General features: G+C 59.9%; 9 protein-coding genes and 1 riboswitch. Of the genes, 6 read left to right on the forward strand and 3 right to left on the reverse strand.

The annotated features are described in order from the left end of the window. Positions 1-78 precede the first annotated feature (78 nt). Both cytX and thiC read right to left on the reverse strand, forming a co-directional pair. Positions 79-1,341, reverse strand: a complete 1,263-nt coding sequence (gene cytX / locus QMX84_RS23350) for a putative hydroxymethylpyrimidine transporter CytX (protein WP_282364888.1) — start codon at positions 1,339-1,341, stop codon at positions 79-81. A gap of 148 nt (positions 1,342-1,489) precedes the next feature. Then, entirely contained in the window at positions 1,490-3,379 is a 1,890-nt protein-coding gene (gene thiC / locus QMX84_RS23355) for a phosphomethylpyrimidine synthase ThiC (protein WP_282364889.1), read from the reverse strand. Between the two features lie 154 nt (positions 3,380-3,533). Then, positions 3,534-3,639, reverse strand: a riboswitch (TPP riboswitch). 179 nt (positions 3,640-3,818) lie between these two features. On the opposite strand from thiC, the gene QMX84_RS23360 reads away from it, so the two are divergent. After that, on the forward strand, positions 3,819-5,255 hold the full coding sequence (locus QMX84_RS23360; RefSeq protein ID WP_262124084.1) for a TolC family outer membrane protein: 1,437 nt from the start codon (positions 3,819-3,821) through the stop codon (positions 5,253-5,255). Between the two features lie 92 nt (positions 5,256-5,347). After that, a complete protein-coding gene (locus QMX84_RS23365; RefSeq protein ID WP_282364890.1) occupies positions 5,348-10,051 on the forward strand; it encodes a DUF6543 domain-containing protein in 4,704 nt (1,567 codons plus the stop codon). A gap of 3 nt (positions 10,052-10,054) precedes the next feature. On the opposite strand, the gene waaA is transcribed toward QMX84_RS23365, so the two are convergent. Beyond that, entirely contained in the window at positions 10,055-11,332 is a 1,278-nt protein-coding gene (waaA, locus tag QMX84_RS23370; RefSeq protein WP_282364891.1) for a lipid IV(A) 3-deoxy-D-manno-octulosonic acid transferase, read from the reverse strand. A 147-nt stretch (positions 11,333-11,479) separates the two neighbouring features. On the opposite strand from waaA, the gene QMX84_RS23375 reads away from it, so the two are divergent. From QMX84_RS23375 to QMX84_RS23390, 4 genes are all read left to right on the forward strand, one after another. Next, on the forward strand, positions 11,480-11,812 hold the full coding sequence (locus QMX84_RS23375) for a multidrug efflux SMR transporter (protein ID WP_048366630.1): 333 nt from the start codon (positions 11,480-11,482) through the stop codon (positions 11,810-11,812). A gap of 97 nt (positions 11,813-11,909) precedes the next feature. Further along, positions 11,910-13,085 carry an FAD-dependent oxidoreductase gene (locus QMX84_RS23380; protein WP_262124080.1) on the forward strand — a complete coding sequence of 392 codons (1,176 nt, stop codon included), beginning with the start codon at positions 11,910-11,912 and terminating at the stop codon, positions 13,083-13,085. Further along, entirely contained in the window at positions 13,082-13,894 is an 813-nt protein-coding gene (locus QMX84_RS23385; protein WP_262124079.1) for an aldo/keto reductase, read from the forward strand. The genes QMX84_RS23380 and QMX84_RS23385 overlap by 4 nt, the downstream gene beginning before the upstream one ends. A 41-nt stretch (positions 13,895-13,935) precedes the next feature. After that, on the forward strand, positions 13,936-14,892 hold the full coding sequence (locus QMX84_RS23390) for a metal ABC transporter ATPase (protein WP_262124078.1): 957 nt from the start codon (positions 13,936-13,938) through the stop codon (positions 14,890-14,892). Positions 14,893-14,959: the final 67 nt, after the last annotated feature.

Consider the following 14,959-nt stretch of genomic DNA (forward strand, 5'->3'; position numbering starts at 1 on the left):
GAGCTTGCCTCGCGATCTTTTAAAAAGATCAAAAGATCGCGAGGCAAGCTCGCTCCTACAGTGGGTTGTGGTTGTGGGTTAGCGTTTGCGGCCCAACACCCACATCAGCAGCCCGGCCAGCAACAATGCCGGCAAGGTTGCGCCGACATCCGGGTAGAAGTTTGCCAGCAGGTGGTAGGTCAGCACCCCGCCCAACCAGGCCAGCAATGTCGGCCAGCGCAGCACACCCGGTGTCACGTCGACGCTGCGTTTACGCACAATGAAGTGGTCCACCAGCACCACGCCGAACAACGGCGCAAACACCGAGCCAATCAGCAGCAAGAAGTTCTGGTACTGCGCCAGCGGCGCCAGCAGGGCGATCAACGTGCAGATAACGCCAATCGCCAAGGCCAGGTGCTCAACTTTTAAGCGCAGCAAGAACCCGCTGGAGACGGCCGCCGAGTGAATATCGGCGAAGGCGTTTTCAGATTCGTCGAGCAAAATCAGCAACAACGGAATCCCCAGCCCCGCCCCTGCCAGCGCCAACAGCAGCGCATTGACTTCACCGCTCGGCGCGAACGCCAGGGTGTAGGCCACGCCCAGGCTCATCAGCCAGAAGTTGCCTATCAAAAAGCCCAGCGCGGTGCCGCCAAACACGCTTTTGGCGCGTTTGCCGAAGCGCGAATAGTCGGCGATCAGCGGCAGCCACGACAGTGGCATGGCAATCGCAATGTCGAAACCCACCGCGAACGGCATCGAACCGTCGCCCTTCTGCGCCCATAACGCGGCCAGATCAGCCTTGGCGAAGAGGTTCCAGGTGAGCCACAGGCACGCGGCCAGCAACAGCCAGATGCCCCACTTGCGCAAGATCTTGCGCACAAACGCCAACGGCCCGCTGACCGCGAGCAACGTGGCCAGGGCGCCGAAGAATAATGTCCAGAGCAGCGGGTTGCTCAGCCAACTGCCTTCACTGAAGGCCCGCGCGCCGAGCAGGCTGGCGGCATCGCGCATCACAATGATTTCAAACGAGCCCCAGCCAATCAGTTGCAGAACGTTCAACACGGCAGGGAGCATGGCACCGCGGCTGCCCAGGCTGAGTTTTAGCGCGGCCATTGAAGACAGCCCCGTGTCGCTGCCGATCACCCCGACCGACGCCAATAACGCCACGCCGACCAAAGTGCCGAGAAAAATCGCCAGCAGCGAACCCGACAGGCCCAGCCCCGGCGCCAACAAGGCCCCGGTCTGCAACACCATCAGCCCGACGCCGAGGGAGAACCACAAGGAAAACAGATCGCGAGCGCCGAAGACGCGCTTGTCCAACGGGACGGCGGTATCCGGCGAGTAAGTGCTGGGTGTGTTCAAGGAAAGAGTCTCTTGAAGAGAAAGAAGGTGCCGGAAAATCAAACCCGTGGGAGCGGGCTTGCTCGCGAGGGTGTCGACACGGTTTCACATGCAGACCGCGTCGTTCGCATCGCGAGCAAGCCCGCTCCCACAAGGGGAACTGCTTACATCACACCTTCTTGTACAACTGGCTGCCTTCCTGCTTGAAGCGCTCGGCCTGTTCCGCCAGGCCTTTGGCCACGTCGACGTCGACCGCTTCAATGCGTTGGTTGGCGGCGTAGATGCGCACTTCCTGGGTGATTTTCATCGAGCAGAATTTCGGCCCGCACATGGAGCAGAAATGCGCGACCTTTGCCGAGTCTTTCGGCAGGGTTTCGTCGTGGTACGAACGCGCCGTGTCCGGGTCCAGGCCAAGGTTGAACTGGTCTTCCCAACGGAACTCGAAACGCGCCTTGCTCAACGCGTTGTCGCGGATTTGCGCACCGGGGTGGCCTTTGGCCAAGTCCGCGGCGTGGGCAGCGATTTTGTAGGTGATGATGCCGGTCTTCACGTCATCTTTGTTCGGCAAGCCCAAGTGCTCTTTGGGCGTGACGTAACAGAGCATGGCGCACCCGAACCAGCCGATCATCGCCGCGCCAATGCCCGAGGTGATGTGGTCGTAGCCCGGCGCGATGTCGGTGGTCAGCGGGCCGAGGGTATAAAACGGCGCCTCGTCGCAGCATTCCAGCTGCTTGTCCATGTTCTCTTTGATCAACTGCATCGGCACGTGGCCCGGGCCTTCGATCATGCATTGCACGTCGTGCTTCCAGGCGATTTTGGTCAGCTCGCCGAGGGTTTCCAGCTCACCGAACTGCGCCGCGTCGTTGGCGTCGGCAATCGAACCCGGACGCAGGCCGTCGCCCAGCGAGAAGCTGACGTCGTAGGCCTTCATGATTTCGCAGATTTCGTCGAAATGGGTGTAGAGGAAGTTCTCTTTGTGGTGCGCCAGGCACCACTTGGCCATGATCGAACCGCCCCGCGACACAATGCCGGTCACGCGTTTGGCGGTCAGCGGCACGTAGCGCAGCAACACACCGGCGTGGATGGTGAAGTAGTCCACGCCCTGCTCTGCCTGCTCGATCAGGGTGTCGCGGAACAGCTCCCAGGTCAGGTCTTCGGCCACGCCGTTGACCTTTTCCAGCGCCTGGTAAATCGGCACCGTGCCGATCGGCACCGGCGAGTTGCGGATGATCCACTCACGGGTTTCGTGAATGTGCTTGCCGGTGGACAAGTCCATGACCGTGTCCGAGCCCCAGCGAATGCCCCAGGTCAGCTTGGCTACTTCTTCTTCGATGGAGGAGCCCAGCGCACTGTTGCCGATGTTGCCGTTGATCTTCACCAGGAAGTTACGGCCGATGATCATCGGCTCCAGCTCAACGTGGTTGATGTTGGCCGGGATGATGGCGCGGCCGCGGGCGATTTCGTCGCGCACGAACTCCGGGGTGATTTCTTTCGGGATGTTGGCGCCGAAGCTGTGACCGGCGTGCTGCTGGTCCAGCAGGCCCGCCGCACGGGCTTCTTGCAGCTTCATGTTTTCGCGGATGGCGACGTATTCCATCTCGGCGGTGATGATGCCCTGACGCGCGTAGTGCATCTGGGTGACGTTGGCCCCGCCCTTGGCCCGGCGCGGGTTTTTCACGTGGGCGAAACGCAGTTTGGTCAGTTCGGCGTCATCGAGGCGCATTTGCCCGAAGTTCGAGCTCAGGCCCGGCAGGCGTTCGGTGTCATCGCGGTCATTGATCCAGGCTGAACGCACGTCGCCCAGGCCTTTGCGCACGTCAATCTGTACTGAAGGGTCGGTATACGGGCCTGAAGTGTCGTAGATCAATACCGGCGCATTGATTTCACCGCCAAAATCGGTCGGCGTGATATCAAGGCTGACTTCACGCATCGGCACCAGAATGTCCGGGCGCGAACCCTGTACGTAAACTTTTTGCGAGCGGGTAAACGGCTTGACCGACTGCTCATCGACCTTGGCCGAATCACTGAGATTGATCGCGTTTTTTAGTGTTGTACTCATCACGGCTCTCCAGACTGCATCCAGGTGGATTGTCGGAGAGAGAACCTGAAAAAAGCACGGACGCGCCCAAGGACTGGGTGCTGAGTGACGACCTCGAACGATTGATCATTTTTTGAACAATCGATCCCGGACGGCACTCAAGAGGACTCGCCGGGAGACGAGAAATCTTGTTCCCTACGCAGGCGCTAACCTGATCAGGTTCAACGGGATCCGAAATTATTCGATCTCAGCCTCATAGCAAGGCACCCCGACAAGAACACGGCCAATATAAAGAAGTGTGTGGCAGAACGCCAACCCTGAAATAAACAGCATGACGAAAGAGGCAACAACGGCATTGTTGCAAGGTGTCACGGCAACTACACTCGCTACGTCTTGTAACTCCGAGTGCCAGAACACGGCCTCGACAATCAATTTCGCATTATTGAACTAGGGATCGCTCATGCTGCGCAAACTCTCGCTGGCTATCGCCGTGTCCTGGGCGACCAACGCTATGGCTGTGGATTCACCCGCGCCCGTGTCCAACCAAAACGGTCTGGTCAGCGTTTACCAGGAAGCTGTCGACAACAACGCCGACCTCGCGGCAGCCCGTGCCAGCTACTCGGCACAAAAGGAAGTCGTGCCCCAGGCCCGCGCCGGTTTGCTGCCTAATCTGTCGGGTGGCGCCGAGTCGAGCAGTGTGCGCACCTCCATCGACAGGCCGTCGATGACCACCAACCGCAGCCTGATGGTTTACCAGGCCACACTGGCCCAGCCGCTGTTTCGCATTGACCGCTGGTTCCAGCTCAAGGCGGCCGAGTCGATCAATGAACAGGCCGCGCTGCAACTCTCGGCCACTGAGCAAAATCTGATTCTGCAAAGCGCCAATGCTTACTTCTCAGTGTTGCGTGCCCAGGACACCCTGGCCGCGACCAAGGCCGAAGAAGCCGCGTTCAAGCGTCAACTGGACCAGTCCCGCGAGCGTTTTGATGTGGGCCTGTCGGACAAGACCGACGTGCTGCAATCCCAGGCCAGCTACGACACCGCGCGGGCCAACCGCATGCTCGCCAAGCGCCAGGTCGAAGACGCCTTTGAAGCGTTGGTCACGCTGACCAACCGCCAGTACAACGCCATTGAGGGCATGCGCCACAGCCTGCCGATTTTGCCGCCCACGCCGAACGACGCCAAAGCCTGGGTCGACACCGCCGCGCAGCAGAACCTCAACTTGCTGGCCAGTAACTACGCGGTAGACGCCGCGCAAGACACCCTCAAGCAACGCAAGGCCGGCCACGCACCGACCGTGGACGCGGTGGCGCAATACAAGTCCGGTGACAACGATGCCTTCGGCCTGACCAACCCCAACGCCCTGAACCAGCGCTATGGCGGCCCGGTCAATCAGACCAGCATCGGCATTCAGTTGAACATCCCGATTTACAGCGGCGGCCTGACCAGCTCGCAAGTGCGCGAGTCGTACTCACGTCTGGACCAGACCGAGCAGCAGCGTGAGCAACTGCGCCGCCAGGTAGTAGAAAACACCCGCAACCTGCACCGCGCGGTGAATACCGATGTCGAGCAGGTGAAAGCACGTAAACAGTCGATCATCTCGAACCAGAGCGCCCTGGAAGCCACAGAAATCGGTTACCAGGTGGGCACGCGCAACATCGTTGACGTGCTCGACGCCCAGCGCCAGCTGTACAACTCGGTGCGTGACTACAACAACAGCCGCTACGACTACATCCTCGACAACCTGCGCCTTAAACAGGCGGCGGGTACGTTGAACCCGGGCGATCTGGATGCGTTGTCGCGTTACCTGAAAGCCGATTACAACCCGGACAAAGACTTCCTGCCCCCAGACCTGGCCCAGGAAGCGGCTGCCAACATACGTTCAGCGGGAAAATGAAGTAACCGGATACCACCGTTCCGTGCGTGTTCCAGAGGTTAATGCGGCATTGCCCGCATGACCTCTTGGAATTCAACACAGGAACACCCCCGATGCCGCTAGAACCCTCTGCCACGTCTGACAACACACCCTTCGTACCCACACAAAACGCGGTGCAAGCCGAGTTCGACAACCCGCCTACCCTTGAGACCGTCGCCCGGCAGATGCTTGCCGCTGCGATTGCCGAGCACTACCCCACACTGATTATCGACCTCACGCGCACACGGCTGGCGGTTCCTATTCCGGGAGGCGGCTGGGCCCTTCACCCGTTCATGCCCAAGGTCATGAACTATCTGGGCAGCGGGACCGAACTGGATCTGACCCCGGTCAACCGCCAACCTTACTACTTGGTAGACGAGGCACCCAAGTGGCTACGCCTGCCCGCCGGCGAACTGAACATGAAGGTCATCGCAACATTGGTCAAAGAGTTGGCGTGGCGCCTGCCGATCGGCCTGCAAAGTGCGCTTAATGACTATTGGATGCAGCCTTCAAGTACCGGCGCGAGCCGCTGGCGCTGGCTCAGTGATGTGATTCGGGACACCTTGACCTTGGGGGCGCTTAAACAGAAAGACTTGAACAGCGACGCTCGCGAGGCGATCAACCAGATCATTCAGTTTCCTGGACGCGAAGCGCGGGTTCGCCAGTTCGGAGAGGGCGCTGTCAGCGCCTACTGGCTTAAAGCCACTTTTCAGGATAACGATGTGAATCGTTCCAGGCTCAGCCAGTGGATCGTGCTTACCACGCAAAAACAAGTGCTCAATCTTCACCCAGACGGTAGCGTCCGCACGTTTAAAAACCTGGACGACCTGAGCCTCAGTGAGCTCAAACAGAGCCGCGAACGGTATGTGGCAGCCGAGATTCGGCTCACGCGTTTCGAACTGGAGGGCAACGTGTTCGACGCTGCCGCGGCCGCCCTTTTGAACCGGCACATGGAGCGTATTGCCTCGCTCACTTTACCCGCCCGTATTGGCCCGCAGTCACTGCAAACGCTCTACCGCACACTCATCGATACTGCAGCGTTTTTTGCTGACTCGCCTCAAACCAAACGGCAACAACTCGCCACCCTCAAAGCGAACGTGCCCGACTGGCTTGACACGGCCTCCCCGGCCGATAAAGCGCTTTACCGCGAATACAGCCTGGGCCTGGCCCGGGTCAAAAAAAGCAGCGGGGGTAATACCTATCTGCACGGTATCACCGGCATTCACACCTATGCCGGTGATACCTTGCAGCAACTCCTGCAACGCGACCAACAGCAGTTCGAGCCCGGACTCACCGCCCACCCCGCGCTTCCCCACCCAGATGACATACAACTGACCTTTCATGTCGCGACCGGCGTGTTGAATACCATCGGTATCATCGAACCGATCACCCTGAGCCTGACCGAGTTGGCCCTGAAAAACCTGGTCGGGCGCCCCACCGGCCGCTTAACCCTAGGGCATCGCATGGGGTTAGCCCTACCCGCCTGGCTAACGCCCGATTACATCATCCGCAGTGATGGCCTGATAGAGCAGGCCGATATTGGCAAGGTTTACCCTGAACACCTTGAAAGCCTGCTGCTGAGCAACACCCCGGCCTCGCAAGAGCGCGAGAAGCTGTTTGCCGAACAAATGAATGTTCAACTGCCCCTGGAAGCCCTGGAGTTGAGCCTCAAAAAAGCCAACGGCATGACCCGGCTCGGCGCACGTTATGTGGCCGCAGTGGTACAGCCCGGTGCAGACGAGCGGGTTATTGAAGGGCAGCCCGTGGTGATCCGGCGTCTGGCACTGATACGAAAACCCGAGGCCGTACCTGATATCGTCAGCAATATGTTCATCATCGAACCCAGCCATATTGAGCACGGTCCGCACGTGCTTTACCGCCCGTTCTACGCCAAGGCACTGCTGGAATTCCCCACACGTGATGCCTTGTTAAACGCTATTGCTGAGCCTGGCGAGTTGCAAGACAGCATTCTGATCTGGTTAAGCGATACTGCCCGTCCGATCTATGCCAATGGCGGCATTAAAGAGCCTCATTACGTGCGCTTTGGGTTGGGCAGTGAGTTTACTCCCCTCGAAATCCCCGCCCCCGCGACGCTAGCCACCAATGGCATCAGCAACGAACTGCTGCAATTCCTGCTCAATGGCCAACTGATGCTATTCCTGTATGGGTGCAACGCCAGAGCCTTGGTCGAACAGGCAAAAACCGAGTCGGTGTCCAACCGTGAAAGTCGCTGGCGTGTCTTTTTTGAAGGCACCAGCCTGGTGTTTAACAGCTTGCTGCTTGCGCCGGCGTTGCCTCGTGCGCTGATGATCACAGGGGGCTTGCTGGGGCTGGTGAACACGGTAAGCCAGACCATTCCCGCACTGGCCAGCAGTGATCCGGCCACACGGGAGCTTGCCATCACCGATGTACTGTTCAACGTCGGCATGATGTTGTTCCACTACACCCTGAACGCCCTACCCCGGCTGCCGCGGGTGTCTTCAACAATGTCGCGTCAAACCCGGCGGCCTTTCGCCCCCGCTCACGACCCGCAACACTGGCCAGCCCCCGCCCCTCCAAAAATCGTTACGGGGCTCGTGGCGCTGGCCGGTGAGTTCCCCAACGCGGACAGTACGGTGCTTGATTTTCGTTTCACCAGTGCTCGCAATCACCTGACGGCGAGCCAAATCAAACGACTTGACGAGTTCAAGGTTGCTCGCCCGGCGACCCTCCCCACCGCGCAAGCCTCAGGTGCACACAAAGGCCTATACCGCATTACCAACAGGTGGTGCGCCCTGGTCGATAATGACCTGTACCCCGTCGAAGTCGACATCAAAGGTGGTGCCGTCATCATGTCGAGTACCGACCCCAGTCACTTGGGCCCACGGGTGAAGTCAGACATCAATGGCCTGTGGACGTTTGATTTGGGCATGAGCTTGCAAGGCGGCATGCCGCCTAGACGCATTGCCGCCCTGAAACAAAAGAAAGCAGCGCGTGTGATTGAGCTTCAGGCCGACCTGGACAACTTTTTCAAAGCGGAAGAGCCGCTGCATAAAACAATGGAAGCCACCTTTAAGGCGCTAAGCACAGCAACTGCTGACCCACGCTACACCGATGAACAGCTCGCCGCCCTGCGCAATCGCCTTGACAAGGCACTGCAAGAACAATTGAGCGCCTATCAAAAACTGCTGGATTCGCGCCAGGAACGCCTGGAACTTCAGATTCCATTCCACGAAAGAGTCGTGATTGCACTGCTGGAAAAAGCGTTTGAAAACAGAGTAACGGCCATGACAATTCCGGCAAAGGAGCAGCGGGTTTTGCTGAAGAAATGGCCGCAGTTCGGCACACTTGACCCCAGCATGGACGCGGCAGGTGAGGCTGACCCACAGGGCTTCAAGCAATTTATCGGTGAACAAGTACTCATCAACGACAGAGCTATCGAACGGATCGAAATACGTGACCGCTACCTGGATGAGCTGTTCAACCTCAGTGATGCCGGTGCCGCGGCGGCTGCGCCACTGGCCAAACAATTGCCCCTCTCGGGACACAGCCCTCTGTCCCTGAAGAGCCTGCAGCTTGAGTGCCTGAAGATGGTCAGCTCAAGCACAACGGCCAGCACGGTGGTGGAGAGCAGCCTGGATCAGGCCATCGACCCCCTTAAAGAGCACCTCAATACCCACATCGAACTCACGACCCTGGCGCTCGACTCGAGCAAGCGCGTAGAGGTGCTGGACAGCCTGGTTGAACATTACGGCCAGGCTCTTGATGCGCTACAGGGCATCCGCCTGATCAGCGCTGAAGAACTTGAAATGACGTATTTCGACAAACTTGTCCAACTGCTCGACTCACTGTACCAAGATGCAACCAAACTACTGGCGAACGAAATAAAACCGCCCCTCAAGCCGCGTAAAGGGCCTGCCCAGCGCCCGTCCTCCGGTGCGGGTACACCGCAGCGCCAAGTAATCAAAGCCCGTGGTAAAGGGACCTTGATCGGCAATGTCATTCCTGCTGGCGAGCAATGGCCGATGGACGTCATTGAAGTGCATTCCGGTTACGACAATCAATTGCTGTCGACCTACTCACAACATGGCGATGAATGGGTCGAGATCCAGACCCATAGCCCTAAACCGGCAGCCCCGCTTCGTGCCCTGAATATCATCAAGGGAGACGCACGTAAGCTGTTTGGGCAATTTGATAGACACCTGAACCAAGTGCGGCAATACCGAGCCCTGTGCCGGCACCCCGTGGAAATCCAGGAGCAGGCCAACAACGAAGCCCGCAAACTCGACCGGTTGGCCACCGAACTGCACAACGCCGTTGAGGCTCAGCCTGCCTCGTCACGCCTGCCCGCAGACCAGACACTCATCAATGACATGCGAAGCGCCGCCCAACGCCTGACACAAGAAGGCGAAACATTGCGTATACAGTTAAGCCAGGAACTGCCCCCCACCCACGGCAACCTTCAGTACTTGCTGGATCAAAAACGTGTGCAAATTGCAGCCTTGGGCGACCGCATCCACTTGCAGGGTGAGCGTCAGGACTTTATTCAGGAATACGCCGTGAATGACCGGGACGGCGCGCCGTTGTGGTATGCGCACTTCCATTACCCGGCAGTCGATACGCCCGCGCCCGACTATGCGGTCGCCCATTTGAAAACCAAGGCACAGCGCAAGCTGAGCTACTTCTCGCAACTGGCCGACGCACAAAGCGGGCAAGCCATCGTGAATGTGCACCGTGGCCAGATAGGTAAAAACCTGGCTGAGCGCTGGTTTCTGCCGCTGGTCATGCTGACGGAATAAGTACTAACGCGACAGCAATTGACCCAAACCCTCCAGCAGGCGCTGCAAAGCGCCCTGGTTGGTGCGCATCACACGCAACCCGGCCTCGGCCATCCAGTGCGCGTCCTGAGGCAACTCAAATAGACGCTGCACCGCAACGGCCAGGCCTTGCGCGTCGTCAACCTCTTGCAATGCGCCGGCCTCGCGCAACAACGCGGCGATTTCAAGAAAGTTGAACAGGTGTGGGCCACTCAATACCGGCTTGGCCAGCGCTGCGGGCTCCAGCAGGTTGTGGCCGCCGTTGGGCACCAGGCTGCCGCCCACAAATGCGCTGTCGGCCAGGGCGTATAAAAACAGCAACTCGCCCATGGTGTCGCCCAACAGTACCTGTGTCTGCGCGCTAACCGGCGTTGCGGTCGAGCGCCGTACCGTGTCGAACCCTTCGCTTTGGCACAACGCAAACACCGAGTTGAAGCGTTCCGGGTGGCGCGGCACCAGGATCAACAAGGCGTTCGGGTAGCTGGCCAGCAACTGCCGATGCGCCGCCAGCACGATGGCGTCTTCACCTTCATGGGTGCTGGCGGCGATCCACACCGGGCGCTCCAGCGCCTGCCATTGTTCGCGCAGTGCGCGGGCCTTGATCAGCAACTGGGGGTCAATCGTCAGGTCGAATTTGATCGAGCCGGTCACTTGCACACACTCGGGGCGGGCGCCCAACTCGCGGAAACGCTCGGCTTCGGTTTCGGTCTGCGCTGCAATCAGGCTCATCTCTTCGAGCATTGGCCGGGTGAGCTTGGCAAACCGCGCATAGCCTTTGGCCGAACGTGCCGAGAGGCGCGCATTGGCCAGCGCCACCGGGATGCCGCGCCTGGCGCATTGGTGGATATGGTTAGGCCACAGTTCGGTTTCCATGATCACCGCCAGCGTGGGCTGCACCCGATCCAGAAAACGTGCGGCGGCCCACGGCAGGTCATAAGGCAAATAACAGTGCTGGATGCGCGGTTCGTCGGCGAACAGGGCTTGAATGCGCTCCGATCCGGTCGGGGTCATGCAGGTCACGGTAATCGGCAACTGTGGATAACGTTGCAGCAGCGCCCGGATCATCGGGGCGGCGGCAATACTCTCGCCCACGGACACGGCGTGTACCCAGATCCCGCCCGGCTGCATGGCGGGCATATTCAGCGCGAAACGCTCGCCAATGCGCTTGGCATACGCCGGGGCCTTGCGGGCCCGCAGCCATAAGCGAATCGCCACCAGCGGCAGCCCCAGATGAAACAGCAAGGTGTAGAGAGTTCTATTCATGGGCCCGGAGTTTACTTGAAAACGACCTCCACGATGATGGCACCGAACACGGCCCTTTCAAGGCGCGACAAAAAGCCCCTACACACTTTTACAACCACTAGAATGCCGTGCTGTTAAATTGCTTCGCCACACACTCAGGATTGCACCATGACCGCTTATTACTACCTGGCTATCGCTATCTGCGCTGAAGTCATTGCCACTGTTTCAATGAAAGCGGTCAAAGGGTTCAGTACGCCATTGCCACTCATTTTGGTGATTGTGGGCTACGCCACGGCGTTCTGGATGTTGACCCTGGTGGTGCGCACCATCCCCGTGGGCGTTGCTTATGCCGTGTGGGCGGGCATGGGCATTGTGATGGTGAGCGTTGCCGCCTTGTTTATCTACGGGCAAAAACTCGACTTGCCGGCCATGCTCGGCATGGGTCTGATTGTGCTGGGCGTGGTGGTGATTCAACTGTTTTCCAAAACGGCGGGGCATTAAAGCCCGCGTAACACCCCTCTTTTCTGGGCACCTCAAAAGGCAGAGTCGGGATCAGGCTGTATACTCCCAGCCTTGTCTTTCAACGCTGAGGTCGCCCATGGCATCTGTAATTTCCACTGACGTGCTGATTGTCGGCGCTGGCGTCGCTGGCCTCTGGCTCAATGCCCGCCTGCGTCGTCAGGGTTTTTCCACGGTGCTGGTTGAAAACCATTCGCTGGGTGGCGCACAGACCCTGAAGTCTCAGGGCATTATTCACGGCGGCGCCAAATATGCGCTGCACGGCGCGCTGACCGGTGCTTCCGAAGCCATTGCCGATATGCCACGCCGCTGGCGCGAGGCCCTTGCCGGTGACGGCGAGCTGGACTTGAGCGGCGTGCGCCTGCTTTCCGAAGCCCATTACCTGTGGTCCCCCGGCACGCTGGCAGGCAACCTGACCAGCTTTTTTGCGAGCAAGGCCGTGCGCGGCCGGGTCGATCAGGTCAAGGGCGATCAATTGCCGCCCGCCCTGCAAGATCCGCGCTTCAAGGGCAAGGTGTATCGCTTGGCCGAGCTGGTGGTGGATGTGCCCAGCCTGGTCGAGCGCCTGGCCGAACTGGCCGGTGACAGCCTGCTGGCAGGGCAAAAGGTCGAGCCGCTGTTTGAGAATGAGCGCCTGATCGGCCTGCGGGTCGACGGCCTGGATATCCTCGCGCAACGCATCGTGCTCAGCGCCGGGCAAGGCAATGCCGAGCTGCTGGCCAGCCTTGAAATCAACGTCCCGGCCCAGCAACTGCGCCCCCTGCACATGGTGATGGTCAAAGGCCCGAGCCTTAAACCGCTGTACGCCCATTGCCTGGGCGGTGGCCCCAAGCCGCGCATCACCGTAACCACTCACCCGGCCGCAAATGGGGAATGGGTCTGGTATGTGGGCGGTGACATTGCTGAGGCCGAGGGCGTGGCCCGCACCCCGGACGAACAAATCGCCGCCGCTAAAAAAGAGCTGACCAGTCTGTTGCCATGGGTCGATCTGAGCCAGGCGCAATGGGCAACCCTGCGAGTCGACCGCGCTGAACCGGCACAGTCCGGTCTGGTACGCCCGGATAACGCGTTTGTCTCCGATACAGGCCGTTTGCTGGTGGGCTGGCCGACCAAGCTGGCGCTGGCGCCGGACTTCTCGGACCGGGTCATTAACGCGCTTGAGCAAGACGGGATCAAACCCGGCAATGTGCCTGCACTGCCTGACTTCCCTCGCCCGCCACTGGGCAAAACTGCTTGGGAGCAACTGCTGCCATGAGCCAGGCGACCCTGCACGACTTTTTGCGCCCACTGGGCAGCACCGGCCTGCACGTGTCGCCATTGGGCCTTGGCACCGTCAAGCTGGGCCGCGACCAAGGGGTGAAGTATCCCAACGGTTTTCAGATCCCGGATGACCAGGAAGCCAGGATGCTGCTCAAACTGAGCCGCGACCTGGGCATCAACCTGATCGACACCGCGCCCGCCTATGGGCGCAGTGAAGAACGCCTGGGCCCGCTGTTGCGCGGCCAGCGCCAGGACTGGGTGATTGTCAGCAAGGTCGGTGAAGAATTCGACAACGGTGAGTCGCGCCACGACTTCAGCGCCGAACACACCCGCCGCTCGGTAGAACGCAGCCTGCAACGTCTGGAAACGGATTTTATCGACTTGGTGCTGGTGCACTCGGACGGCAACGACCTGGCGATTCTCAACGACAGCGAGGTGTACGCCACCCTCGCCGAGCTGAAGCGCGAGGGCAAGATCCGTGGTTTCGGCTTTTCTGGCAAAACCGTCGAAGGCGGCCTCAAGGCCCTGGAAAACGGCGACTGCGCCATGGTCACCTACAACCTCAATGAGCAAGCCGAAAAGCCGGTGATCGACTACGCCGCTGCCCATGGCAAAGCCATTTTGGTGAAAAAGGCCCTGGCCAGCGGCCATGTGTGCCTCAAGCCCGGCATCGACCCGGTGCACGCCAGCTTCGAACTGGTGTTTGGCCATCACGGGGTTGCCAGTGCTATTGTCGGCACTATCAATCCGCTGCACTTGGCCCATAACGTGGCAATGGTTGCGCAGGTTTTGCGTAGCGCCTAAAGCCGCCGATTCGGCCGACCCCGACGCAAGAAGGAGCCGACATGCCGCGAATGCTCATCCGCAAGAACCCCAGCGACTTCAAAACCCTGCCGTTGCTTGTCGAAGCCACGGCAGAAGGCTTGAGTTACCAAAGTGTCGGTATGCCGCTCAACTTCGCGCAAACCCTGAGCAAACGCCGCCCGGTCAGCGTTGCCGACACCGAACGCTTCACGCTGGAGTTGGCCAACCTCGGCGTGTCAGTACGTTTGACGCTGCATTGGCAGGGCCGCGATTACTGGGTGCTGGTGCGCCAGCGCCGTCAGGACCGGGGTGACGTGGTGCTCAAGCTGATCTCCGGCTACGTACCGGCCCATGAGGTCAACTTGCCGTTGCACACGGCGGTTCAGGAAGTGGCCGAAGAGTGCCTGCTGGAGACCCCCGAAGGCTGGCTCAGCGGGCGTTTCAACGACATCTGGCTGCCCGCGCCCTACGCCAGCGCACTGCATTACCGTGAAGCGCTGTCGTTTCGCCTGACGCCGTTTTCTGGTGCGGCGCGCCCGGTGCGCTGCGCCAACCAGCCGTTGCTTGAGCGTCCGCGGGCCTATGTGCACCTGCCCACCGCCTCCCTGCAACTGATTTACGACCTGCGCCTTGAAGTGCCCAAAGAAGCCAAGTCACTGAGCCTGTTTCATGTTGATGAGCGGCTGGAGGGGGATCAACTGGTCGCCCGCCTCAACCGCAAGCGCCCGGACCTGTACCTGATGCCGCTGACCGACGGCCAGCCGTGCGCCGAGTTGTACACCTTGCACAAGGATCAACTGAAACCGGCCAGCACCCGAGGCGTGTACCTGGCGGAAAGTTTTGCGCCGCAAGAGGGCTGGGTGGTGAGCGAAGAACGCATTCGCTGGAAAGACTGGCTTAAGCAGCAAGGTTTGAGCGCACCCGACAAGGAGTCGCGGCTCAAACGCCTGACAGGCAAGGCGCGGCAGATGTTCAGGAAGGTCGTAAAGGGCGGATAGCCCAACACGCCTGTAGGAGCGAGCTTGCCTCGCGGTCTTTTTATCTTGTAAGATAGCGGGGCAAGCT

This window comes from Pseudomonas sp. PS01297 (assembly GCF_029959305.1).
Lineage (GTDB): Bacteria > Pseudomonadota > Gammaproteobacteria > Pseudomonadales > Pseudomonadaceae > Aquipseudomonas > Aquipseudomonas helleri.

What these genes read in the sequence shown, in the direction of transcription:
- QMX84_RS23365 (WP_282364890.1), top strand. Translation starts at nt 5,348, where the DNA reads ATGCCGCTAGAACCCTCTGCCACGTCTGACAACACACCCTTCGTACCC.
- QMX84_RS23385 (WP_262124079.1), top strand. Translation starts at nt 13,082, where the DNA reads ATGAGCCAGGCGACCCTGCACGACTTTTTGCGCCCACTGGGCAGCACC.
- QMX84_RS23375 (WP_048366630.1), top strand. Translation starts at nt 11,480, where the DNA reads ATGACCGCTTATTACTACCTGGCTATCGCTATCTGCGCTGAAGTCATT.
- thiC (WP_282364889.1), bottom strand. Translation starts at nt 3,379, where the DNA reads ATGAGTACAACACTAAAAAACGCGATCAATCTCAGTGATTCGGCCAAG.
- QMX84_RS23390 (WP_262124078.1), top strand. Translation starts at nt 13,936, where the DNA reads ATGCCGCGAATGCTCATCCGCAAGAACCCCAGCGACTTCAAAACCCTG.
- waaA (WP_282364891.1), bottom strand. Translation starts at nt 11,332, where the DNA reads ATGAATAGAACTCTCTACACCTTGCTGTTTCATCTGGGGCTGCCGCTG.
- QMX84_RS23380 (WP_262124080.1), top strand. Translation starts at nt 11,910, where the DNA reads ATGGCATCTGTAATTTCCACTGACGTGCTGATTGTCGGCGCTGGCGTC.
- QMX84_RS23360 (WP_262124084.1), top strand. Translation starts at nt 3,819, where the DNA reads ATGCTGCGCAAACTCTCGCTGGCTATCGCCGTGTCCTGGGCGACCAAC.